This window comes from Serratia sp. BIGb0234, assembly GCF_024809915.1.
GTDB lineage: Bacteria > Pseudomonadota > Gammaproteobacteria > Enterobacterales > Enterobacteriaceae > Serratia > Serratia liquefaciens.
Genome location: NZ_JANUEI010000004.1, coordinates 16576 through 39517 on the forward strand (window position 1 = coordinate 16576; position 22942 = coordinate 39517).

The following is a 22942-nucleotide window of genomic DNA, read 5'->3' on the forward strand; positions in this document are numbered from 1 at the left end:
GATGATCCTTAATCATGAGCAACAGCCACCGGTGCAGCAGGCAACGGCGGCAAGACAAAATGGCAACATGCCCGCAGAGGGACACGGAATGACAGGATCAGCCTTGGTCATCACAACACAGCGCGTGACCATAAACAGAGAAACCTGCGGCTAAAGCGAGTAGAAACTGCGAGAGTCGGCGATTGCGATGGCTGTTCATCAGTGCGATATCCTGTCGTTTAATAAGCTCAACGTAGGGGATATCCTCACCGATTCGATTGGCGAGATAAAATAATGTTAAGGACTAATCAATAACTGAATGGAATAAAATATAATGATATATAGCAAGATTGTAATTTGTATTTGCGGTTTTTGGCTAAGCGCTCACTGAATCGGGGCGATAAAAAACCCGCTTTAAAGCGGGTTGAGACCGTTGACGAAGTGCTCTGTTGTTTTTCTGTAGGGGCGCTGCAAGCTGCGCCCAATGGCATAATCAATGAGTTAAATCGGGTCGAACATGTTCGACCCCTACCGGTTTAGCCTTTCACGGATATCTGCAGTCTGAACCCGCTTTAAGGCGGGTTCTCTTTATGATTTGACGATCAGAATCTGCCGCCGTCACGTCGCCAGGCGTCTGCGGTAAGCGCCTCGCCAAAGTGGCTGGCAATCAGGCGTTTGGTCAGCTCATGCAGCGGTGAAGCCAATACCTCGGCCGTACTGCCGCGTTCGACGATTTCCCCTTCATGCATCACCATCACCTGATCGCTGATGTGTTTCATCATGCCCAGGTGTTGAGTCACATAAATGTAGGAAATGCCGTATTTTTCCTGCAGTTCCAGCATCAGGTTGATGATTTGCGAACGCATCGACATATCCAGCGAGGCCAGCGCCTCATCGGCTACGATCACCTTCGGTTGCAGGATCAAGGCGCGGGCCAAAGCCACCCGCTGTTTCTGGCCGGACGCCAGCATATGCGGGTAATAATTGGCGTGATCCGGCAGCATCCCCACCTGACGCAGGGTTCGGTTGATTTGTTGCTCACGTTCAGGGGCGGCCATTTCGGTATTGAGCCGCAGCGGGGCGTCCAACAGCTGGCCGATACGCTGACGAGGATTGAGCGAGGTGCTCGGATCCTGAAATATCATGCGGATACGCTGGCTGCGGTAACGATAATCGCCATAGTTAAGCCGATGGTCGTCAATCAGCAGTTCTCCGGCTGAGGGCTCGACCATGCCGGACAGCATCTTGGCCAGGGTGGACTTGCCAGAGCCGTTTTCACCGATGATCGCCAGCGTTTGCCGTTCACGCAGGGTAAAGCTGACCGATTTGACCGCTTCCACATGCTGGCGGCGAAACAGCCCGGTACGGTAACGGTAGGTTTTGCTCAGATTGCGCACTTCCAACAGCGTTTCCATGTTATTGCTCCTCCATGTTCAGCGGGAAGTGACAGGCGAACAGGTGGTTTTTCACCGGACGCAGGCGAGGTGTCTCAATGCATTTCTTCTGCGCATAGGGGCAGCGCGGCCCCAGCCGACAACCTATCGGCAAATGCTCCAGCGACGGAATGGCTCCCGGCAGGGTATTGAGGCGGCTTTTATGCGGTAATGCGCGGCCAAAGTCCGGCATTGCGCGGATCAGCGCCTGAGTGTAAGGGTGGTGCGGTGCGGCCAGCAGGTCTTCGCATTGGGCGCTTTCTACCGTCTGCCCGCAGTACAACACGTTGACCCGATCGGCCCATTTGCTCATCATTTGCAGATCGTGGCTGATCAGCAAAATGGTGGTGTTGTTGTTTTGGTTCAAACGCGCCAGCAGACGGAAAATCTGCGCCTGAGTGGTCGGTTCCATGGCGTTGGTCGGTTCATCGGCGATCAGCAGGCGCGGCTGATTGGCCAGGGCGATGGCGATCATCACTTTCTGGCACTCACCGTCGGTCAGCTCATAAGGAAAGCTGCCCATGATGTCTTTGTGATCCTTGATGCCCACCCGGTGCAGCAGCTCTATGGCGCGGCGTTTGCGCCAGTTAAAGCGCTGCCACCAGCGGCCTTTGTAGGTCCAACCCGGAATGGCCTGCACCAACTGACGGCCGATGCTTTCGGAAGGATCCAGACAGGATTGCGGCTCCTGGAAAATCATCGACACGTTATGCCCGACCAGCTTGCGTCGTTCACGCGGTGTTAGCTGCAACAGGTCGATATCATCGAAACGGAAACGGTCGGCGGTGACGCGCCAGTTGTCTTTGGTGACGCCGCAGATCGCTTTGGCGATCAGGCTTTTACCGGAACCGGACTCGCCCACCAGGCCGCGGACTTCCCCCTCACTCAGGGTCATGCTTACGCGATCGACTGCCTTTACCGGGCCTTCGGCGGTCATAAACTCAATCGTCAGGTTGCGGATATCAAGTAATGGCATTATTCCACCCCCGTATTGATTGCGCGGCGCATACCGTCGCCCAACAGGTTAACCAGCAACACGCTGACCAGGATTGCCGCGCCGGGCAGCATCACCGTCCAGGGGGCGACGTACACCAGCTCCAGCGAATCGCCGAGCATGGCGCCCCATTCAGGGGACGGCAGCTGTGCGCCAAGATCGAGGAAGCCGAGGGCGGCAATGTCCAGGATCGCCATCGACAGCGCTCGGGTGAACTCCGTCACCAGCACCGCCACAATGTTGGGCATCACGGCGTACCACAGTATTTGCAAGGTTGACGCGCCATCGAGACGCACCGCCACCACATATTCTTTTTCCAACTCGTCATGCACTGCGCTGTAGATAGTGCGCACCATGCGAGGCAACAGCGCCAGCCAGACGGCCAGCATGGCGTGCTCGAGTTTTGGCCCAAGGAACGCCACCACCACGATCGCCAGCAGCAGCGAAGGGATGGAGAGCAGGGTGTCGAGAATATGATTGAGCACCGCCGAGCGCAGGCCGCGGGTTACCCCGGCAAACACCCCGAGGATCACCCCGACAAAGGCGGCGGCAACGGTAACCAGCAATGCGGAACCGAAGGTGGCGGCGGTGCCGGTCAGCAGGCGGCTGAGAATGTCGCGGCCAAGATCGTCGGTGCCCAGGAAGAAGGAAACGTTGCCGTAACGTGACCAGGAAGGCGGCAACAGTTGATAACCCAGGAACTGTTGATCGAGCGCATAAGGGGCCAGCAGGCTGCCGAACACGGAAAGCAGCAGCAGCGCTATCACGCCGTAGAAGCCGATCATCGCCAGCGCATCGCCGTAAAAAATCCGCCAGGTATACAGCAGCGGGCTCGGCATTTTCTTTTCGCGGTATACGTTATCTAAGGGCATACCATTCCTTATGTTTCAGTGGGTTGGTGGCAGCGCCTAAAATATCGGCCAGGACGTTAATGGTGATCACCAGCGTGCCGACCACCATAACGCCGGCGGAGATCGCCGCATAATCCTGCTGGCGAATGGCATTGATCATCCAACGCCCGAGGCCCGGCCAACTGAACACCACTTCGGTGATCATCGCCAGCGTCAGCATGGTGGAAAACTGCAACCCCAGCTTGGGCACAATAGGCGGCAACGCATTGTGCAGCACGTGGCGGCGGATAATGGTGAAACGGGATAAGCCGCGGGTTGCGGCGGCTTTGATGTAGTTCTGATTGAGCACGTCGTCGGTGCTGATACGCATCAAACGCACCACCTCGGTGGTGGGCGCTACCGCCAGTGCGGTAATCGGCAAAATCATATGGCGCAGTGCGCTGCCGATCATTTCCGTGCGGTAGGGTGAATCGGACAGCCAGGCGTCAATCAGGGCAAAGCCGGTGATGGGCTTGACCTGATACAGCAGATCGAAACGTCCGGAGACCGGCAGCCAGCCAAGGTGCAGCGAGAAAAACAGCATCAGCAGCAATGCCAGCCAGAAAACCGGCATCGAAAAGCCCAACAGCGCAAAGGTGCTGATGGCGGTGTCCTGCCATTTGCCACGCATCACGCCGGCAATAATGCCCAGAGGAATGCCGATAAACAGCGCCAAAGTGAAGGCCAGCAGGCACAGCTCCATAGTGGCAGGAAACACTTCGCGCAGCTGTTCGCTGATTGCCTGGCCATTAATGCTGGAGACGCCAAAATCCCAGTGCAGCAGGCTGACAAAGTAAAACTGGTAGGCATCCAGCAGGGCAGCGCCGTTCAGCGGCGCCCGCGGTGTGAAATAGCTGAGGCTAAAGCTGACCAATGTCAGGAAGAACAAGGTGATCAGCAGCAGCAAGAAACGGCGTAAGGTAAAGATAATCACTTTTTCGGCCCCTCCGCAGACTCACGGTACACCCCGGCAAAGGACGCATTGCCGAACGGGCTCAGTACCAGTCCTTTGATGTCGTAACGATAGGCCTGCAGGCGCAATGACGACGCCAGCGGCAACACCGGCAACTGCTGCTCAAGAATTTTCTGCGCCTTCTGATAGTTTTCGATGCGCTGCGCCAGCTGTTGTGACAGCAGGGCATTTTGCAGCACTTCGTCAAACGCCGGGTCACACCAGTGAGCATAGTTGGTTTGCGAGCGGATTGCCGCGCAGCTCAGCAGCGGCCGGAAGAAGCTGTCCGGGTCGTTACTGTCGGTGGCCCAGCCGGTGAGGGTCAGATCGTGATTCATCTCCATCAGCCGCGCCTCCTGGAAACGGCCTTCGACCGGCACTATGGTCACGTTAATGCCGACCTGAGCCAAATCGGCCTGGATCAGCTCGGCGGTTTTTAACGGACTGGGGTTGTAGGATTGCGAAGCGGTCGGTACCCACAGGCGCAGGTTCAGCGACTCAATACCCGCTTGCTTGAGCATTTCGCGCGATTTGGCCGGATTGAATTCGGTAACGTGCGCTTCATTGTCGTAGGCCCAGGAGGCGCGCGGCAAGATGGAGGCGGCGGTTTCCGCGGTGCCATAGTAAATCGACTGCATCAGACGCTGGTTGTTGATCGCCAGCGAAATCGCCTGACGGACGTTCAAATCGTTCAGCGGCGGTTTGCGGGTGTTAAACGCCAGATAGGCGATGTTCATGCCTGGGCGCAGCGTCAGCCGCAGGCGCGGGTCATCGCGCAGAATTGAAAGCTGGCTGGCGGCGGGATAGGCCAGCACGTCGCACTCACCGGTCAGCAATTTCGATAGCCGTCCGGTACCGCCGGCACCCAGATCGATCACCACCTGCGGCATACGCGGTTTACCTTTCCAGTAAACATCGTTGCGCGCCAGGCGGATATATTGCCCTGAGCGATATTCATTGAGCATGAACGGCCCGGTACCGACCGGTTCGCGGTCAATCATCTCCTGACGGCCTTCTCGCGTCAGATCGTCTGCGTATTCTGCCGACAACACCGGCGCATAGTGGGTGGCGATGTGCCACAAGAATGAGGCGTCCGGCGCCTGCAGGCGGATTTCCACCGTGTACTCGTCCAGCTTCTTCACGCTTTGCACCGAGTCGCCAAATTGCAAACTGTCGAAATACGGGTACTCGCCGCCGTTGACGTCATGGTAGGGGTGCTTTTGGTTAAACACGCGCTCGAAGCTGAAGACCACGTCGTCGGCATTCAGCTTGCGGGTCGGTTTGAACCAGTCGGTGGTCTGGAACGGCACGTCTTTGCGCAGGTGAAACCGGTAAGTGGCCCCGTTATCCAGCACTTCCCAGCTTTGCGCCAATTCGGGGATCAGCCGGTAGGTGTACGGATCGACGTCCAGCAAGCGATCATAAAGCTGTGCGGCCAGGGTATCGACCGTCAGGCCGCTGCTGGCCATCTGCGGGTTGAAGGTGTTCAGTATGCCGCTGACGCAATAGACAAAGCCGCTTTGGCGGATGTCCGGCAATGGCGATGCCGCGGTGGGCGCAGGGGGTGTGGAGGCCAGAGCGCTGCCGGCAAGACAGCTCAGTGACAATATCCAAAGGGGTAAACCACGCATAGAGGCTTCATGGGTTAATAAGCAATAGCATTAGTGTATCGTACTCTGGCGAACAGCCCAATCCATTGAGCAAAATGGCTGAGTTTTCTGCTACTTGATTGAACAATTCGGCACTTCAGACAAAAAAGTTACAATTGATATGTTATAACATAACAAAATCATGTTACCGTTCCCTGGCAATGTACTGATAACAGCAAGGGGATGTATGAACAAGGTTGCACTTCCACCACGCCAGCCGCTGCCGGACGCGCAGGCCTGGCAGGGCGCAATGAGTGATGTCGGGCTCGATTGGGTCGGGATGCAAGGGATAGCGTTGCCGCTGGAGTTGGCTGGAAAGCCGTTGATGGCAAGGGTCAACGCCGGGATCAATTTGCGCGCCGGCAGCCAAGGTGCGCGGGGTATACACATGTCGCGGCTGTATCTGGCGCTGGATGAGTTAACCCAGGGCGAACTGACGCCGCAACGCATTGCCGACCAACTGCACGCTTTTTTGGCATCGCAGCCGGAAAACAGCGACCGCGCCAGCCTGCACATCAGCGGTGAGCTGCTGTTGTCGCGTCCGGCGCTGCTTTCGCCACACCGGGGCTGGAAAGCCTATCCGCTGGAAATTAGTGCCTCGCTGGCAAGCACACTCACCCTGACGCTGACGGTGGGCGTGCCCTATTCGTCCACTTGTCCGAGTTCGGCGGCGCTCAGTCGTCAATTGGCGCAGCAGCAGTTTCAGTTTGATTTCGAACATTCGGCGCAAAAGGTCGACCAGCAGCAGGTCATCGACTGGCTGGGCGATCACGGTATGCCGGGGACGCCTCACAGTCAGCGTAGCTGGGCCTGGGTGACGGTGACGCTCAATGAGCGCGAAACGGCATTGCCGGTGGTCAACCTGATAGATCGTATCGAGCACGCGCTCGGCACGCCGTTGCAGACGCTGGTGAAACGCAGTGACGAGCAGGCGTTTGCCCTGGCTAACGGCCAGAACCTGATGTTCTGCGAAGATGCCGCTCGCCGCCTATACCGAATGCTGCGCAGCCAGTGCAGCCACCGCGCCTTTTCACTGCGGGTCGAACATCAGGAAAGCCTGCATGCCCACAATGCCGTGGCGGAGTTGAGCTGGCGGGAGGAGCAGGATGCTGCGTAAAAACCCCAGTGGACACCTGCCGCAGGTCTCACCGCAGGCCTATATCGATCCTACCGCGATAATCTGCGGCCGGGTGATTATCGAGGAGTTTGTCTACGTTGGGCCGTACGCGGTGATCCGTGCCGACGAACTCAATGCGGCCGGAGGTATGGAACCGATCGTGATCGGCTCTCATTCCAATATTCAGGATGGCGTGGTGATCCACTCGAAAAGCGGCGCGGCGGTTACCATCGGCCGCTTCAGCTCCATCGCCCATCGCGCCATAGTCCATGGGCCGTGCTGCATCGAAGACCGGGTGTTTATCGGTTTCAACAGCGTGTTGTTCAACTGTCACATCGGTTCCGGCTGCGTGGTGCGCTACAACGCGGTGGTGGATGGCGTGACGTTGCCGCAGAACCTGTATATCCCGTCAACCGAGCGCGTCGGCGCCGACAGCGATCTGTCGCTTTACCGGCAGGTCGATCGCGGCGCACTGCAATTTTCTGAAGAAGTCGCCGCCACCAACGTTGAACTGGTGCGCGGTTACCAGGCATTACGCAATGAGTTTTGAGTGAGGAACCCCATGAATCCATTACCCGTAACCGTGCTTTCCGGCTTTCTCGGCGCCGGTAAAACGACGGTATTGAACCATATTTTGAACAATCGCCAGGGCATGCGCGTGGCGGTTATCGTCAACGACATGAGCGAAGTCAACATTGACGCTGCGCTGGTCGAGAACGAAGTCCAGCTCGATCGCCAGCAGGAAAAATTGGTGGAGATGAGCAATGGCTGCATCTGCTGCACGCTGCGCGAAGACCTGCTGATTTCGGTACGCGAACTGGCGCAGGCCGGGCGCTTCGATTACCTGCTGATCGAATCCAGTGGCATTTCCGAACCTTTGCCGGTGGCGGAAACCTTTACCTTTGAGGATGAACAGGGGGAAAGCCTGTCGCAATTTGCAAGGCTGGATACCTTGGTCACCGTGGTGGACGGGGTTAATTTTATCCAGCAGTACCAGCAGGCGCAGACGCTGCAGGAGGCCGGTCAAAGCTTGGGCGAAGACGATCTGCGCAGCGTTGCGGATCTGTTGATCGAACAAATCGAGTTCTGTGACGTGATGCTGGTAAGCAAAACCGACCTGCTGACGCCAGAACAGCAGGGAGAAGTGATGGCGCTGCTGACCAGTTTGAATCCGGATGCCCGTATTCTGCCCATATCGCCAGGCAAATTGCCGCTGGAGGCGGTATTGAACACCAACAGTTTCAGCTTCGACAAAGCGCAGCAGGCGCCGGGCTGGTTGAAGGAGCTACGCGGCGAGCACCTGCCCGAAACCGAAAACTACGGGATCAGCAGCTTTGTTTATCAGGCGCGCCGTCCCTTTGCGCCGGACAAATTCTACCGGGTGATCAACGGTGACTGGGGCGGTGGCAAGCTACTGCGTTCCAAAGGGTTCTTTTGGCTGGCGACGCGCCCGCGTCAGGCCGGGCAGTGGAGCCAGGCGGGAGGGATTGCTCATTATGGGTTGGCAGGCACCTTCTGGCGCGCCATAGCGCAAGATAGATGGCCGGAAGATGAAGAGACGAGGGCGCAGATTATGGAGAAATGGGTGGAGCCTTTCGGTGACATGCGCCAGGAGTTGGTGTTCATCGGCCAGCATCTGCAGCAGGCCAAAATAACGCGTTTGCTGGACGCTTGCCTGCTAAACGATGAGGAAATGGCCGCCGGGGTGGATTACTGGCACGAGATGGCCGACCCCTTCCCTGAGTGGTAATTGCACAATGACAGTGTGGTAATGAGAAAAATTCTCAACAAAGTGCTTTACAGATGATACTGATAACTATTATCATCGCTTGGCAGTTCACGGAAGGCCACTCCCTGTGGTTCTGCTGTGGAAGGCACGACATTGCTCACATTGCTTCCAGTGTTTTTTAAGCCAGCTCGGGTGCTGGCTTTTTTTTTGCCCGCTATTCGTCGTCCGCCTCGCCATTTTGCAGTAACGCATGTTTTTTCAGCATGCCGCGTAGCTGGTGATAGGTCAGCCCCAGCAACTCCGCCGCTTTACGTTGGTTAAACCTTCCCTGTTGCAGTGCCGCTTCGATCAGAGACTTCTCCTGCGCCAATTGCCAGGCTTTTAAATCCAGCGGCAGTACCGGCAGGCCATCATGCGCTTCGGCCTCTACAGGCAATGGCACACTTTCCCGCTGGGCGAACGGGTTGATGACGATGTTATCCAGCGCTTCCGAGCTGGTGCCGTGGCGGTAGACCGAACGCTCCACCACGTTTTTCAATTCGCGTACGTTACCTGGCCAGTGATAGCCGAGCAGGGCATCTCTGGCGCGCTCGGTAAAGCCAGGAAACAGCGGCAACGACAGCTCACGACACATCTGGATCGCAAAGTGTTCGGCCAGCAACATGATGTCTTGCTGGCGCCGGCGCAGCGGCGGCAACTGCACCACGTCGAACGCCAGGCGGTCCAGCAGGTCGGCGCGGAATTTTCCTGCCGCCGCCAGCGCGGGCAAGTCGTCGTTGGTGGCACACACCAGCCGGACATCGACCTGCAGCGGTTGGCTACCGCCGACGCGTTCCAGATGGCCGTATTCAATCACCCGCAGCAATTTTTCCTGTACCAGCATCGGCGCGGTCGCCAGTTCATCGAGAAACAAAGTGCCGCCGTCGGCGCGTTCAAAGCGACCCAGGTGGCGCTTCTGCGCACCGGTAAAAGCTCCGGCCTCGTGGCCGAACAGTTCCGAATCCAGCAGGTTCTCATTCAGCGCCGCGCAGTTAAGCGAGATAAATGGCCCTTGCCAACGGTTGGAGAGGTAATGTAAACGGTGGGCAATCAACTCCTTACCGGTTCCGCGCTCACCAATAACCAACACCGGCTTGTTCAACTTTGCCAGTTGCGAGACTTGCTCTAATACTTCGACAAAGGCGTTTGCTTCGCCCAGCAGGTTTTCTAACTGTTCGCTCATGATGAAATTCGCCAATGTTTGGTGAAAATAATCACTCTACAGGATGCGTTCAGAGAGTCAAAAATAAATAGTCTTTATTATTCAACGAAATAAAAGTTGGCACGGGTTTTGATTAAGTCTTTGGGCATTCTGCATGATTTAACGCGGCGCTTCAGACGCCATCAGAACCAAGAGGAAGTGAATTATGGGTATTTTTTCTCGTTTTGCCGACATCGTGAACGCCAACATCAATACGCTGCTGGATAAGGCAGAAGATCCGCAAAAACTGGTGCGGTTGATGATCCAAGAGATGGAAGACACGCTGGTCGAAGTCCGTTCTACCTCAGCGCGTGCGCTGGCGGAGAAAAAGCAGCTGTTACGCCGTATCGAGCAGGGTGAAAACCAACTGAGCGACTGGCAGGACAAAGCCGAACTGGCGCTGCGTAAAGATAAAGAAGATCTGGCCCGTGCGGCGCTGATCGAAAAACAAAAAGTGGCCGACCTGATCTCTACGCTGACTCATGAAGTCTCGACCGTAGAAGAAACCCTGGCCCGCATGAAAAGCGAAATCGGCGAGCTGGAAAACAAGCTGACCGAAACACGCGCACGCCAACAAGCACTGACATTGCGTCATCAGGCGGCGTCGTCTTCCCGCGAAGTGCGTCGTCAGCTCGACAGCGGCAAACTGGATGAGGCAATGGCGCGTTTCGAGCAGTTCGAACGTCGCATTGACCATATGGAAGCCGAAGCGGAAAGCGTCAGCATCGGTAAAAAGAAGTCTCTGGATCAAGAGTTTGCCGAGCTGAAAGCCGACGACGCCATCAGCGAGCAGTTGGCGGCGCTGAAAGCAAAAATGAATCGTTCCGAGTAAGGCAATAAAGGTTTTGAAAATAAATCAGGAAAATCAATTTATTGATTTTCGGCTGATAACACAAAGGGGGGAAAAACCACGCTTTTATCCCCCTTTGTCAATAACCTGGGCGGCCACGGTAGGGTGGCCGCCCACCAAAGACGCATTAAGAAGGAAAAGAAATGAGTGCTCTATTACTTGCCATTCCGTTGACAATCTTTGTGTTGTTTGTCGCACCGATTTGGCTTTGGCTGCATTACAGCAATCGGCAACAAAACGGCATTCAACTGAGCCATCAGGAAATGCAGCGTCTGGCACAGCTGGCAGAAGATGCCAAGCGTATGCGTGAACGCATTCAGGCGCTGGAAGAGATCCTCGATGCAGAACACCCGAACTGGAGACAGTCTTGATGAACAACACTCTGGGCAGTAAAAAGCTTTATCGCGTACCTGAAGAAGGGATGGTGAAGGGCGTCTGCGCCGGTCTGGCCCATTATTTCGACGTGCCGGTACGCCTGATCCGGGTGATCGTGGTGTTATCGATGTTCTTCGGGCTGTTTTTCTTCACCCTGATTGCTTATTTCGCGCTGGTGTTCGTGTTGGATGAAGCGCCGGCCAGCCGTTTTGACGGCGAACAGCAAAAAACGCCGCGTCAGTTGCTCGACCAACTTGAATATCAACTGGGCAGCGGCGAACAACAGCTGCGACAGGTTGAGCGTTACGTCACGTCGGACACTTTCGGCGTACAGAGCCGTTTCCGCAAGCTTTAACCCGCCCCGCATGCTATGGCCTGCGCCGTGCGCAGGTCAGGCATTGCACCCGTCATCATCCTTTATTGACCCGAACTGTGCCGGAGGGCATTGATAATGAACAAAACCTATGCCGCAAGCGCCGCTAAAACCGGTGGATTTAAACGAGGAGCAGGTGCAATGTTGAAGACAGTGTCTAAAGTCATCATCATAGCGTTACTGAATTACGGCCCGGCAGGGGCGGCCGGCTGGCTGCTGCGGACTGTGGGTCGCAAACCGATTCGCTTTGTATTGGCGCTGGTGCTGGAACCTCTGTTCCGCAAAGGCCTGAACAAGGTGTTTGGGCGTTATACCCGTCATACTTGAAGCTGCCTCTTTGTTGGCTGCGCTTGCCCGCCCTGGTCACATAGTGCGCTATGCTTCCAGGACTTACAAACTGGCCGCCGCGATGCAACTCCAATTATTTAGGGCCTATGCCAAGGAGAACAATGAAACGACTGCAAAATGAGTTAACGTCGCTGGTCAACCGCGGAATGGATCGCCATCTGCGCCTGGCGGTGACCGGTCTGAGCCGTAGCGGCAAAACCGCCTTTATCACCGCTTTCGTCAACCAATTGCTGCACGTTCACAGCGGTGCGCGCATGCCGCTGTTCTCGCCGGTGCGTGAAGAGCGCCTGCTGGGCGTGAAGCGCATTCCGCAGCGCGATCTCGGCATTCAACGTTTTACCTATGATGAAGGGTTGGCGCAGCTGTATGGCACACCGCCGAGCTGGCCGACCCCGACGCGTGGCGTCAGCGAAATTCGCCTGGCGCTGCGTTACCGCTCCAATGATTCACTGCTGCGTCATTTCAAAGACACGTCGACCCTGTACCTGGAAATCGTCGATTATCCCGGCGAGTGGTTGCTGGACCTGCCGATGCTGGAACAGGACTATCTGGCCTGGTCGCGGCAAATGGCCGGCCTGCTACAGGGCGATCGTGCCGAGTGGGCCAAGCCTTGGCTGGCGCTGTGTAAAAGCTGCGATCCGCTGGCTCCGGCGGATGAAAACAAACTGGCGGCTATCGCCCAGGCCTACACCGACTATCTCCTGCGTTGCAAAAGTGAAGGGCTGCACTTTATTCAGCCGGGGCGCTTTGTCCTGCCGGGGGATCTGGCCGGTGCGCCGGCGTTGCAGTTTTTCCCGTGGCCGAATGTGGACGCTCAGGGGGAATCGAAGCTGGCGCAGGCGGATAAACACAGCAACATCGGCATGCTGCGTGCGCGTTTCAATTATTACTGCCAGTCGATCGTCAAAAACTTTTATAAAGAGCATTTTGTCCGTTTCGACCGCCAAATCGTGTTGGTGGACTGCTTGCAGCCGCTCAACAGTGGCCCGCAGGCGTTTAACGACATGCGCCTGGCGCTGACCCAGTTGATGCAGAGTTTCCACTATGGCAAGCGCACGCTGTTTCGCCGGTTGTTTTCACCGACCATCGACAAGCTGATGTTCGCCGCCACCAAAGCCGACCATATTACCGCCGACCAGCACGCCAATCTGGTGTCGCTGCTGCAGCAGTTGGTGCAGGAAGCGTGGCAGAACGCCGCGTTTGAAGGCATCAGCATGGACTGTGTTGGGCTGGCCTCGGTACAGGCTACCGAGAGCGGTATCGTTGATCATCAGGGGCAGCGCATCCCGGCGTTAAAAGGCAATCGTCTGAACGACGGAGCGCCGCTGACGGTTTTCCCCGGCGAAGTGCCGGCGCGCTTGCCTGGGCCGGCTTTTTGGCAAAACCAGGGCTTCCATTTCGATGAGTTTCGCCCACGCGCCATGAGCGTGGACAGCCCGTTGCCACATATTCGCCTGGATGCGGTGATGGAGTTTCTACTGGGAGATAAATTGCGATGAGCGAGCCGATAAAACCGCGTATCGATTTTGAACAACCGCTGCAACCCCCGCAGGAGCCCGTGCTGCGTGCTAACGTCGCTTTCGACGAACAGCAGGCGGAAAGCTTTTTCCCGGCGGCGCCGGAGCTGCAGCAGGAAGACGAAGAGGGGCGCGCCGAAGGCATCATCAATGCGGCCCTGAAACCCAAACGCAGCCTGTGGCGCAAAATGGTCACTGCCGGGCTGGCGCTGTTTGGCGTCAGCGTAGTGGCGCAGGGCGTACAGTGGGTACATACCGCCTGGGTGCAGCAGGATTGGATTGCCATGGGCGGTGGCGTAGCGGGTGGCTTGATCGTTTTTGCCGGGGTGGGTTCGGTGGTGACCGAATGGCGCCGGTTATACCGTCTGCGCCAGCGTGCCGAAGAGCGAGATGTGGCTCGAGAACTACTGCACAGCCACGGTTTGGGCAAAGGGCGGGAGTTCTGCGAGAAATTGGCGCGCCAGGCCGGTCTGGATCAAGGGCATCCGGCGTTGCAGCGCTGGCAGGCCTCGCTGCATGAAACCCAAAACGACCGTGAAGTGGTGGCGCTGTACGCCAAACTGGTGCAGCCGGTGCTGGACAACCAGGCTCGGCGTGAAATCAGCCGTTCGGCCGCGGAATCCACGTTAATGATTGCCGTCAGTCCGCTGGCGCTGGTGGATATGGCGTTTATCGCCTGGCGCAATATTCGCCTTATCAACCGCATCGCGGCGCTGTATGGCATCGAACTGGGCTACTTTAGTCGTCTGCGGCTATTCCGCCTGGTGCTGTTGAACATTGCCTTTGCCGGTGCGTCCGAACTGGTGCGCGAAGTGGGGATGGACTGGATGTCGCAAGATCTGGCGGCTCGTTTGTCTGCCCGTGCAGCACAGGGGATCGGTGCCGGTTTGCTGACCGCGCGGCTAGGCATCAAGGCGATGGAGCTGTGCCGTCCACTGCCTTGGCTGGAAGGTGAGAAACCCAAACTGGGTGATTTCCGCAGCCAATTGGTCGGCCAACTGAAAGAAACCATGAAGAAAGGCGACAGCAAAGCCAAATAATCTCCTCACGGCGTCCATTTGGGCGCCGTGCTTCCTTTCTGCCTCTGTCACGCCGTGCAAAGCCAATACGTAACCTTCACTTGACGAAAGACGATCCCCCTGCAAATACATTATATTTATCTGCAAATTTATTGGCGGTTGTGATAACTCTCTGCCGATCAGCTAAAATGACGCCGATGGTGTTATTCACTTGCGTTTAAAAACATCAACAACAGCGATAAATCAGAGTTCTGTCAACTTTTGCTGACAGATTGCTTCTACCGTTCGGGGTGAGAGAGTATCATCATTGCCAGTCATCCCCGCACCTGCAGAGATAAGGCCAATACTGATGCGTTTGGAAGTTTTTTGCGAAGACCGAATCGGTCTGACTCGAGAGTTACTCGATCTTTTGGTATTGCGCAGCATAGATTTACGTGGCATCGAAATCGATCCCATCGGCCGCATTTACCTCAATTTTTCCCAGCTGGATTTTGACACCTTCCGTGCCTTGATGGCAGAGATCCGCCGCATCGCCGGCGTGACCGACGTACGCACCGTGAATTTCATGCCGTCCGAGCGTGAGCACCGCGCCCTGCGGGCGTTGCTGGAGTCGATGCCGGAACCGGTCTTCTCGATAGATATGAGAGGCAAGGTCGAGCTGGCTAACCCGGCGGCTCAGGCGCTGTTCGGTTTCAGCGAAGACAAAATCCGCAACCAGACCGCCACTGCGTTGATTGGCGGTTATAACTTCAGCCGCTGGCTGGAGAGCGAACAGGCGACTCCGCAATCTGAGCGGGTGGTGATCCGCAGTCAGGATTTCCTGATGGATATCACCCCCATCTATCTGGAAGACGAAAATCAGCAGAAAGACACCGTCGGCGCGGTTGTGATGCTGAAGTCCACGGCGCGCATGGGCCGTCAGCTACAGAACTTGTCGGTGAACGACGATACCGAATTTGATCACATCGTCGCCGCCAGCCCGAAAATGCGCCAGGTGCTGGATCAGGCGCGCAAGCTGGCGATGTTGGATGCGCCGCTGTTGATTGTCGGGGATACCGGTACCGGTAAAGATATCCTGGCCCGGGCCTGTCACCTGCGCAGTCCGCGCGGCAAGCAGCCGTTCCTGGCGCTAAACTGTGCCGCTTTGCCGGACGACGTAGCGGAAAGCGAGCTGTTCGGCCATGCGCCGGGCGCTTACCCCAATGCGCTGGAAGGCAAGAAGGGCTTCTTCGAGCAGGCACACGGCGGTTCGGTATTGCTCGATGAAATCGGTGAAATGTCGCCGCGCATGCAGACCAAACTGCTGCGCTTTATTAACGACGGCACTTTCCGCCGGGTTGGCGAAGAACACGAAGTGCATGTCGATGTACGTGTGATCTGCGCGACGCAGAAAAACCTGACCGAACTGGTGCAACGCGGTGAGTTCCGTGAGGACTTGTATTATCGCCTTAACGTACTGACCATTACCCTTCCGCCGCTGCGTGAGCGTCCGCAGGACATCATGCCGCTGACCGAACTGTTCGTGGCGCGCTTTGCCGATGAGCAGGGCGTTGCGCGGCCGAAATTGTCCAACGATCTGGGCAGCTTCCTCAGCAAATACGGCTGGCCGGGCAACGTGCGGCAGTTGAAGAACGCCATCTATCGCGCGCTGACGCAAACGGAAGGTTTCGAACTTCGTCCACAAGATATCGTTCTACCGGAATTTGAAGTTGAAATGTCATTGGGGGATGAAGTGTTGGACGGCTCGCTTGACGACATCAGCAAGCGTTTTGAACGCTCGGTGTTGACGCGGTTGTACCGCACTTATCCAAGCACGCGAAAGCTGGCGAAACGCCTGGGGGTTTCACATACCGCGATCGCCAACAAGCTGCGCGAGTATGGTCTTAGCAGCCGCAAGCCGGCTGGGGAAAGCGAAGAGTAAAAAGAATGGGCGCCTAAGGCGCCCATTTTAATACTTGGCTATCAGAGCCCGGCATTCGCGGGCCTTATGACATTACTTCAATGCAGCCAGCGCCGCGTCATAGTCTGGTTCGTTGGTGATTTCATTCACCAGCTCGCTGTACAACACGTTATCCTGGCCATCCAGCACCACGACCGCACGTGCAGTCAGACCGGCCAGTGGGCCCTCGGCGATTTCAACGCCGTAGGCTTGTTTGAATTCTGCACCGCGCAGAGTGGACAGGGTCACCACGTTGCTCAGGCCTTCCGCGCCACAGAAACGTGACTGTGCGAACGGCAGGTCGGATGAAATGCACAGCACGACGGTGTTATCCAGGCCGCTGGCCAACTGGTTGAATTTACGCACCGAAGTCGCACAAACGCCGGTATCGATGCTTGGGAAAATGTTCAGAACTTTGCGTTGACCCGCGAAGCTGCTCAGCGCCACATCTGACAGGTCTTTGGCAACCAGAGAGAAGGCTTTGGCTTGTTCGCCGGACTGTGGCAGATGGCCTGCAACGCTAACCGGGTTGCCTTGAAAATGTACTGTCTGAGTCATTAGCTTGATTCCTTTTACAGGTGTTTATACAAAGGGCATGAGCCTAATGAAAAGGGACTTTACGCCGCGCTTAACATTAGGTTCACACCCTGGCATCAGTTTATGTCAACAATTGCGGGTTGGATATATAAAGTTTGCTAAATAGTTGTATATATTAGGTTGTGTCCAGAATTTATCCTTCTGGTCGCCCTTGTTTATGCGCAATTTTCGCCTCAGGAGCCGTTATGAGAAGCATGCGTTTTTACCCAGAAGCCTGGCCGCTGCATACTGCCTTTGTGATAGCTCGCGGTAGCCGTACCGAAGCCAAAGTCGTGGTGGTCGAAATTGAACAGCAGGGCGTGCGTGCCAGCGGCGAATGTACGCCATATGCGCGTTACGGCGAAAGTGAAGCCTCGGTGATGGCGCAGCTGGCTGAAGTGGCAACGGCTGTGGAACAGGGCGCGACGCGGGAGCAACTGCAGCGGCTAATGCCGGCAGGTGCAGCGCGTAATGCGGTGGATTCTGCACTGTGGGATCTGGAATGTCGCCTGAACGGCCAGAGCCTGTGGCAACGCAGCGCAGTCGTAGAGCCGGAACGCATTGTGATGGCGCAAACCGTCAGCATCGGCTCGCCGGAGGCGATGGCGTTCGCCGCGCGTGAGCTTGAGCAACAAGGGGCCCGGCTGTTGAAAATCAAGCTGGATAACCACCTGATCAGTGAACGACTGGTGGCGATCCGTGCGGCAGTGCCGACGGCCACCTTGATCGTCGACGCCAATGAGTCCTGGCAGGCGGAGGGGTTGGCGGCACGTTGTCAGCTGTTGGCGGATCTGGACGTGGCGATGCTGGAGCAACCGCTGCCGGCGAAGGACGACAGCGCGCTGGAAAACTTTATCCACCCGTTACCGATTTGCGCCGATGAGAGCTGCCACACGCGTAGCGATCTACCGCGGTTGGCCGGTCGCTATCAGATGGTCAATATCAAGCTGGACAAGACCGGCGGTCTGACGGAAGGGTTGGCGTTGGCGGCATTGGCGCGGGAGCAAGGGTTCGCCATCATGCTGGGTTGCATGCTCTGCACTTCTCGAGCGATCGGCGCGGCGTTACCCTTGGCTCCGGGGGCGCGATTCGTCGATTTGGACGGGCCAACCTGGCTGGCGAAGGACGTTGAACCGGGTCTGGATTTCGAATGTGGGGCGATCAACCTCGCCCCGTAACCGACTCAGTCCGGGTAGGTCAGTAATTCCACCATGGCGTCGAGGTAGCTTTCGCTGGCGGCATCGGCAGAGATTGGTGGGAACTCTGCGGTGATGCAGGGCAGCGACAGATCGGCGCACCAACTGCCGAACGATCCCGGCGTCTCGTAACCGACGCTGGTGACCAGCGGCAGGGCAAACTTGTGCGAAAGCCAGACGCCAAGCCGGGAGCTGGCAGGGTCTTCAATACAGGCCAAGGGTTCATGGAAGGAGACTACCCAGCGAGGTTTCAGCCGATGGATCAGGTGGCACAGCGCCTGGGTCTCCGGCTCGGAACCCGGACGACCACCGGTCGAAAGCTTAACGTCCCGAGCCTCCGCTGCGCTGTTCCAGCGATAAACCGTGTCGCCAGAGCGCCAGTTGGCCGCCGGGAAATTGCGATTCAGGTCGACCCCGTTGGCATTGGCGCGCAGCCCCAGTTGGCAGCCGTCCGGGTTGACGGCCAGCACCACATGGTGACGCAACTGATTGGGGGCGATGCTGCGCAGCGCACAGGACAGCGTGACAATAGCGGCACCTTCGTCACCGTGCGTACCGGCGATGATCAGCCCGGTATCCGGGCTACTGATGGCCGCCGGGAAATAGAGCAGCGGTGCGCCCAGCAGCGAACTGCCGTAATTCTCTCCTGCAACGGCCAATTGGCCACGTTCACTGCGCGGTCGATGCTGGATCATGATGCGTTCCCTGATTTAAAGGTCGAGAGTGATTATCATTTTATTCAGTGTATTACGCTTTAGCTGCACTTTCCCAGAGCTATTGTTCAGCTATCGCGCGTTATGTGAACTGTGCGTTAGCGCAGGTAACAATAAAACCCCGCCGGTCAATTCGCTGTTGTTATACTATCGGCAAAGCTAACCCAATAACCAAACAGGGGATTTAACATGCCAGTAGCCAGAATTATTGCCAGCTATAGCGAAAATGAAAAAGATACCATCACGCTGCTGTGCGGCGTGGACGAGGAAAACCAAATCCGCCAGGGTGAATGGTTCGGCGTGGTGAAAAACGACGACGGGCGCGGCGATGAGTCAAACTATCCGTTTACCCTGCACGTCGACTATCAAAAAAACAGCTTCTATCTGGACTATGGCTATGACGATGCCGAGTCACGTCAGATGCAAAAGACCGATATCCATGCCAAGCCGCTGGTGGAGAAAGGCTTCTTCACTATCTTCGATGAAGAAGAGGGCGAAGAATTCAGCTACCGTATCAACAGCATCCATCTTTACGAATAATCCTCGTCGAGATCAAAATGCCCGTGTCGACTTCGTCGTACGGGCATTTTTTATTGCCTGGCCCCCAGTTTTTACATCTTGTCCGCCTGGAACTCTAGGTGAGACTAATCTTGTGCTATAAGATAAAAAATTCAGATGGTTAACGGGGATGAATCAGAATGACGAGAAAAATAATTCAACAGGGTTTTCGTTTGGCGCTGTGTGCGGTAGCGATCGGCGCAGGATTGAGCAGCGCAATGGCGGCGCAGGTTCCCCCGGGTACCACTCTGGCGGAAAAGCAGGAAATTGTTCGCCATATCAAAGATGAGCCTGCTTCGCTCGATCCCATCAAGGCGGTCGGGCTGCCGGAAGCACAATTGGCGCGTGATCTGTTTGAAGGTTTGGTGAATCAGGATGCCAACGGCAAAGTGATCCCTGGCGTTGCCACCCGTTGGCAAACCACGGATAACCAAACCTATATTTTCACACTGCGTAAGGACGCACGCTGGTCTAACGGTGACCCTGTCACGGCAAAAGACTTTGTCTATAGCTGGCAACGCCTGGTCGAACCAAAAAGTCTGTCTCCCTTTGCCTGGTTTGCCCAGCTGGCAGGTATCCAGAATGCCGATGAGATCATTACCGGTAAATTGCCAGCGGACAAGCTGGGCGTAACGGCGCTGGATGATTACACCTTAAAAGTACAGTTGAATAAGCCGGTACCCTATTTTGTCAGCCTGACGGCCAACTTCAGCCTGTTCCCGGCGAATAAAGCGGTGGTGGAGAAATTTGGCAATGACTGGACCAAAGTCGGCAATCTGGTGGGCAACGGTGCGTATAAGCTACAGGAGCGTGTGGTCAACGAGAAACTGGTGCTGGCGCCCAACGAACACTATTGGGATCATGCGCATACCGTTTTGACCAAGGTGACCTTTGTACCAATCAACCAGGAATCTAACGCCACTAAACGCTACCTGGCCGGCGATATCGATATCACCGAATCCTTCCCTAAAAACATGTACCAAAAACTGCTGAAAGACATTCCGGATCAGGTGTATACCCCGGACCAACTCGGCACCTATTATTATGCTTTCAACACCCAACGGGCGCCGACCAACGATGTGCGGGTGCGCAAGGCGCTGTCTTACGCGATCGATCGCAAAATTATCGCCGAAAAAGTGTTAGGCACCGGTGAGAAACCGGCTTATCACTTTACGCCGGATGTGACCGCAGGGTTTAAACCGGAAGTGAGTCTGTTGCAACAGCAGCCGCAGGCCGAACTGGATGCCCAGGCCAAGGCGCTGATGCAGGCGGCCGGCTATGGCCCTAATAACCCTTTGAAGCTGACGCTGTTGTATAACACTTCAGAAAGCCATCAGAAAATAGCCATCGCCGTGGCCTCAATGTGGAAGAAAACCCTTGGGATCGATGTTAAGTTGCAGAATCAGGAATGGAAAACTTATATCGACAGCCGCAACACCGGCAATTTCGACGTGGTGCGCGCTTCCTGGGTGGGCGATTACAATGAAGCCTCGACCTTCCTGTCGTTGTTGAGCTCCACCCACAGCGGCAATATCGCCAAATTCAAGAGTGCGGATTACGACAAGCTGTTGGCGCAGGCCAGCCGTGAAACCAGCGCCACGGCCCTGACGGCGGATTACAACAAACTGGAGCAGATCATCGCGGAACAGGCGCCGATCGCGCCGATTTACCAATACACCAATGGCCGTCTGATCAAGCCTTGGGTAAAAGGTTACCCGATCACCAATCCGGAAGACGTGGCCTACAGCCAGACGATGTATATTATCAAGCATTAATAACTGCATTTAACCAGGCTCCGTTAATTCGGGGCCTGGTTATCAATATTTGTCGAATAATAAAACAAACCCCAATAGCTTATTTCAGCCAGGGCGATGCTGTCCGTTGAAATAACCGGAGAGCCCTTTATATTCGGCAATGAATAGTGGGTAAAACAGGTCGTTATTTATGCTTTATAAGCTGTCCCGCATGGCATCAACCAGGATGCGTCCGCTCATGTCCGTTTGGGTAATGCGATAGCTGGTTGGGTATGAGCGTCGGGTGCTGAGGTGATCGTGTACCGACACCTTGCCAACCTGCGCACCGCTGGCATTCTTAACGATAAACTCGCTGATCTCTTCCTGGCCCTGGTTTTGAAAATTAACGCTGCGGATTTTCTCCAGCGTATCGCTGTCGTTTAATTTTAAATGGTCGCGTAACATAACTACCTCCTCGTAGTGAGGGAAGTATATGCCTCTCAAATTTGAGCTGGAACAGCTTTTTGTTAATTTTTTATTGTCATTATGAATTAAGATTGCTGTGAATATGTTAAGTCATAATAATGGCGCGATAGCCAGCGCTTTATTCCACGATATCCGCATTTATCGGCCGGGTTTTATTTCATCTCCGTTATTATTAGTCTGCATTTTTGTTAAATAATACCTGACGCCCAATGGGTGAGGGAAATACGCAGGACACGTCATGTGCACAGTCGGGAACGATCGCTAAATCACGTTTGGCGCGCGGGGCAATAAAACGTCGATCGTAAGCCGCATAGGCGATGCCGCGTTGTAGACGATCGGGGCCTTGCGCCTGTGCCGCACAAGATTTGTCGAGTATTTTGTAGAAGCTGCCTGGCGCGTCGCCGCTGTCCTTTGCGCCAACCATGTAGGTGATATTCGCCGTGGCATAGCGTTGGCGTATTGATTCAGTCTGTTGGTCGAGGTAGCTCGGAATAGCCTCAATGCCGTATTTCCAACGATTGACGCTCGGGCAGGCGTCACTGTTAACCTCAACCCAATCGAAGGTGCAGCCCCCTGTTGAATCACAATCGCGCCAATCGACAGGGCGCTCGTTGTTTACCGGCAGCGGTCGGTGACTGTCAAAATAGAGCCAACTGCCGGGGTCGGATATCACAAAGCGCAGTTTTACGCCGGGCGGCGGATTGGCGAAACCGACATAGTGCTGTACAAACTGTGCGCCGGCGGAAAACCCTGTAACGGTGACCCAGCGTATCTGCGGCCATTTTACTTTCAATTCGGCAACCAGGCGATCAAGCGCGGCAAACGAGCTGGTTCTTCCCTGGTTGTCCAAACCGCCTTCGATCCAGGAACTGCAACTCCACAGCGCGTCCCCGGCCTGCGCTTGCGGAACGCCGGGAGAATGGCAGCGTGCGGACTGAGCATTACTGACCGGGAACAGCGGGGCGACCAACAGCGCCTGGCCGGTTTTGCCTGCAAGTTGAGCCGCTTTTATCGCGGCGGCCAGGGTTTTCCCCGCATCTCTGGGATGTCCGTGCAGCACGATTAACACGCTATCTGGTTTGATTACCTGGGGTTGCGCGACAAAGTAGGGCAAATTTCCTGCTGTTGGTCCCAGTTTCACCCGGTATGCATCGGCAAGGGTGTCGAGTGTGCTATCTGCGGCAAACAGTGGATGAAACGGGGTTGCGATAACCGCCGCTACTGAGGCCAATACCAATGTTCGAGTGGGGGTCACTAAGCACCAGCTTTAGGGTTT

At 56.0% G+C, this 22942-nt stretch carries 23 protein-coding genes; 13 read left to right on the forward strand and 10 right to left on the reverse strand.

Features of this window, described 5'->3' with window-relative positions:
* Positions 1 to 581: 581 nt before the first annotated feature.
* From sapF to sapA, 5 genes are read right to left on the reverse strand one after another with little or no spacing between them, the layout of a single operon-like run.
* Positions 582 to 1394 carry a putrescine export ABC transporter ATP-binding protein SapF gene (gene sapF, locus M2407_RS16335; protein WP_259218630.1) on the reverse strand — a complete coding sequence of 271 codons (813 nt, stop codon included), beginning with the start codon at positions 1392 to 1394 and terminating at the stop codon, positions 582 to 584.
* Position 1395: 1 nt separating this feature from the next.
* On the reverse strand, positions 1396 to 2388 hold the full coding sequence (gene sapD / locus M2407_RS16340; protein WP_020827107.1) for a putrescine export ABC transporter ATP-binding protein SapD: 993 nt from the start codon (positions 2386 to 2388) through the stop codon (positions 1396 to 1398).
* Entirely contained in the window at positions 2388 to 3278 is an 891-nt protein-coding gene (gene sapC, locus M2407_RS16345; RefSeq protein ID WP_020827106.1) for a putrescine export ABC transporter permease SapC, read from the reverse strand. Before sapC ends, sapD begins: the two co-directional genes overlap by 1 nt.
* Positions 3265 to 4230, reverse strand: a complete 966-nt coding sequence (gene sapB / locus M2407_RS16350) for a putrescine export ABC transporter permease SapB (protein WP_046373407.1) — start codon at positions 4228 to 4230, stop codon at positions 3265 to 3267. The genes sapC and sapB overlap by 14 nt, the downstream gene beginning before the upstream one ends.
* On the reverse strand, positions 4227 to 5879 hold the full coding sequence (sapA, locus tag M2407_RS16355; RefSeq protein ID WP_020827104.1) for an ABC transporter substrate-binding protein SapA: 1653 nt from the start codon (positions 5877 to 5879) through the stop codon (positions 4227 to 4229). Before sapA ends, sapB begins: the two co-directional genes overlap by 4 nt.
* A 205-nt stretch (positions 5880 to 6084) precedes the next feature.
* On the opposite strand from sapA, the gene folE2 reads away from it, so the two are divergent.
* Genes folE2 through zigA form a run of 3 tightly spaced genes read left to right on the forward strand, consistent with a single transcriptional unit; the run spans position 6085 to position 8764 of the window.
* On the forward strand, positions 6085 to 7014 hold the full coding sequence (folE2, locus tag M2407_RS16360; protein WP_256813660.1) for a GTP cyclohydrolase FolE2: 930 nt from the start codon (positions 6085 to 6087) through the stop codon (positions 7012 to 7014).
* Complete coding sequence (locus tag M2407_RS16365) at positions 7004 to 7564, forward strand: carbonate dehydratase (RefSeq protein ID WP_259218631.1); 561 nt, start codon at positions 7004 to 7006, stop codon at positions 7562 to 7564. The genes folE2 and M2407_RS16365 overlap by 11 nt, the downstream gene beginning before the upstream one ends.
* A 12-nt stretch (positions 7565 to 7576) precedes the next feature.
* Positions 7577 to 8764, forward strand: a complete 1188-nt coding sequence (zigA, locus tag M2407_RS16370; protein ID WP_115058715.1) for a zinc metallochaperone GTPase ZigA — start codon at positions 7577 to 7579, stop codon at positions 8762 to 8764.
* A gap of 193 nt (positions 8765 to 8957) precedes the next feature.
* On the opposite strand, the gene pspF is transcribed toward zigA, so the two are convergent.
* Positions 8958 to 9965, reverse strand: a complete 1008-nt coding sequence (pspF, locus tag M2407_RS16375; protein ID WP_128865188.1) for a phage shock protein operon transcriptional activator — start codon at positions 9963 to 9965, stop codon at positions 8958 to 8960.
* A gap of 184 nt (positions 9966 to 10149) precedes the next feature.
* On the opposite strand from pspF, the gene pspA reads away from it, so the two are divergent.
* The 7 genes from pspA to tyrR all read left to right on the forward strand — a co-directional run bounded on the left by pspA (position 10150) and on the right by tyrR (position 16386).
* Positions 10150 to 10815 (forward strand): phage shock protein PspA, encoded by a 666-nt coding sequence (gene pspA / locus M2407_RS16380; RefSeq protein ID WP_020827099.1) that lies wholly within the window; start codon positions 10150 to 10152, stop codon positions 10813 to 10815.
* A gap of 161 nt (positions 10816 to 10976) precedes the next feature.
* A complete protein-coding gene (pspB, locus tag M2407_RS16385; protein ID WP_012145351.1) occupies positions 10977 to 11204 on the forward strand; it encodes an envelope stress response membrane protein PspB in 228 nt (75 codons plus the stop codon).
* Positions 11204 to 11563, forward strand: a complete 360-nt coding sequence (gene pspC, locus M2407_RS16390; protein ID WP_020827098.1) for an envelope stress response membrane protein PspC — start codon at positions 11204 to 11206, stop codon at positions 11561 to 11563. Before pspB ends, pspC begins: the two co-directional genes overlap by 1 nt.
* A gap of 96 nt (positions 11564 to 11659) precedes the next feature.
* Positions 11660 to 11908 carry a phage shock protein PspD gene (pspD, locus tag M2407_RS16395; protein WP_048758703.1) on the forward strand — a complete coding sequence of 83 codons (249 nt, stop codon included), beginning with the start codon at positions 11660 to 11662 and terminating at the stop codon, positions 11906 to 11908.
* A 122-nt stretch (positions 11909 to 12030) separates the two neighbouring features.
* Positions 12031 to 13428 (forward strand): YcjX family protein, encoded by a 1398-nt coding sequence (locus tag M2407_RS16400; RefSeq protein WP_020827096.1) that lies wholly within the window; start codon positions 12031 to 12033, stop codon positions 13426 to 13428.
* Positions 13425 to 14486, forward strand: coding sequence for a YcjF family protein (locus tag M2407_RS16405; protein WP_020827095.1), 1062 nt, complete (start codon positions 13425 to 13427; stop codon positions 14484 to 14486). Before M2407_RS16400 ends, M2407_RS16405 begins: the two co-directional genes overlap by 4 nt.
* A 328-nt stretch (positions 14487 to 14814) precedes the next feature.
* Positions 14815 to 16386 (forward strand): transcriptional regulator TyrR, encoded by a 1572-nt coding sequence (gene tyrR, locus M2407_RS16410; protein ID WP_129982774.1) that lies wholly within the window; start codon positions 14815 to 14817, stop codon positions 16384 to 16386.
* Positions 16387 to 16458: 72 nt separating this feature from the next.
* On the opposite strand, the gene tpx is transcribed toward tyrR, so the two are convergent.
* Positions 16459 to 16962 (reverse strand): thiol peroxidase, encoded by a 504-nt coding sequence (tpx, locus tag M2407_RS16415; RefSeq protein WP_020827093.1) that lies wholly within the window; start codon positions 16960 to 16962, stop codon positions 16459 to 16461.
* Between the two features lie 224 nt (positions 16963 to 17186).
* Between tpx and ycjG the strand changes: the two genes are divergently transcribed.
* Positions 17187 to 18158, forward strand: a complete 972-nt coding sequence (ycjG, locus tag M2407_RS16420) for an L-Ala-D/L-Glu epimerase (RefSeq protein ID WP_259218633.1) — start codon at positions 17187 to 17189, stop codon at positions 18156 to 18158.
* 5 nt (positions 18159 to 18163) lie between these two features.
* On the opposite strand, the gene mpaA is transcribed toward ycjG, so the two are convergent.
* Positions 18164 to 18871 (reverse strand): murein tripeptide amidase MpaA, encoded by a 708-nt coding sequence (gene mpaA, locus M2407_RS16425; protein ID WP_259218634.1) that lies wholly within the window; start codon positions 18869 to 18871, stop codon positions 18164 to 18166.
* 207 nt (positions 18872 to 19078) lie between these two features.
* Between mpaA and M2407_RS16430 the strand changes: the two genes are divergently transcribed.
* Positions 19079 to 19429 carry a hypothetical protein gene (locus tag M2407_RS16430; protein ID WP_020827090.1) on the forward strand — a complete coding sequence of 117 codons (351 nt, stop codon included), beginning with the start codon at positions 19079 to 19081 and terminating at the stop codon, positions 19427 to 19429.
* 158 nt (positions 19430 to 19587) lie between these two features.
* Complete coding sequence (locus M2407_RS16435) at positions 19588 to 21222, forward strand: ABC transporter substrate-binding protein (RefSeq protein ID WP_130016718.1); 1635 nt, start codon at positions 19588 to 19590, stop codon at positions 21220 to 21222.
* 174 nt (positions 21223 to 21396) lie between these two features.
* Here the strand turns inward: M2407_RS16435 and M2407_RS16440 are convergent, their stop codons facing one another.
* Together M2407_RS16440 and M2407_RS16445 are read right to left on the reverse strand one after the other, a co-directional pair.
* The gene (locus M2407_RS16440) at positions 21397 to 21645 is read right to left on the reverse strand and encodes a hypothetical protein (RefSeq protein WP_020827088.1); all 249 of its coding nucleotides are present in this window, start codon (positions 21643 to 21645) and stop codon (positions 21397 to 21399) included.
* A gap of 193 nt (positions 21646 to 21838) precedes the next feature.
* Entirely contained in the window at positions 21839 to 22921 is a 1083-nt protein-coding gene (locus tag M2407_RS16445) for a hypothetical protein (RefSeq protein ID WP_259218635.1), read from the reverse strand.
* Between the last annotated feature and the right edge of the window lie 21 nt (positions 22922 to 22942).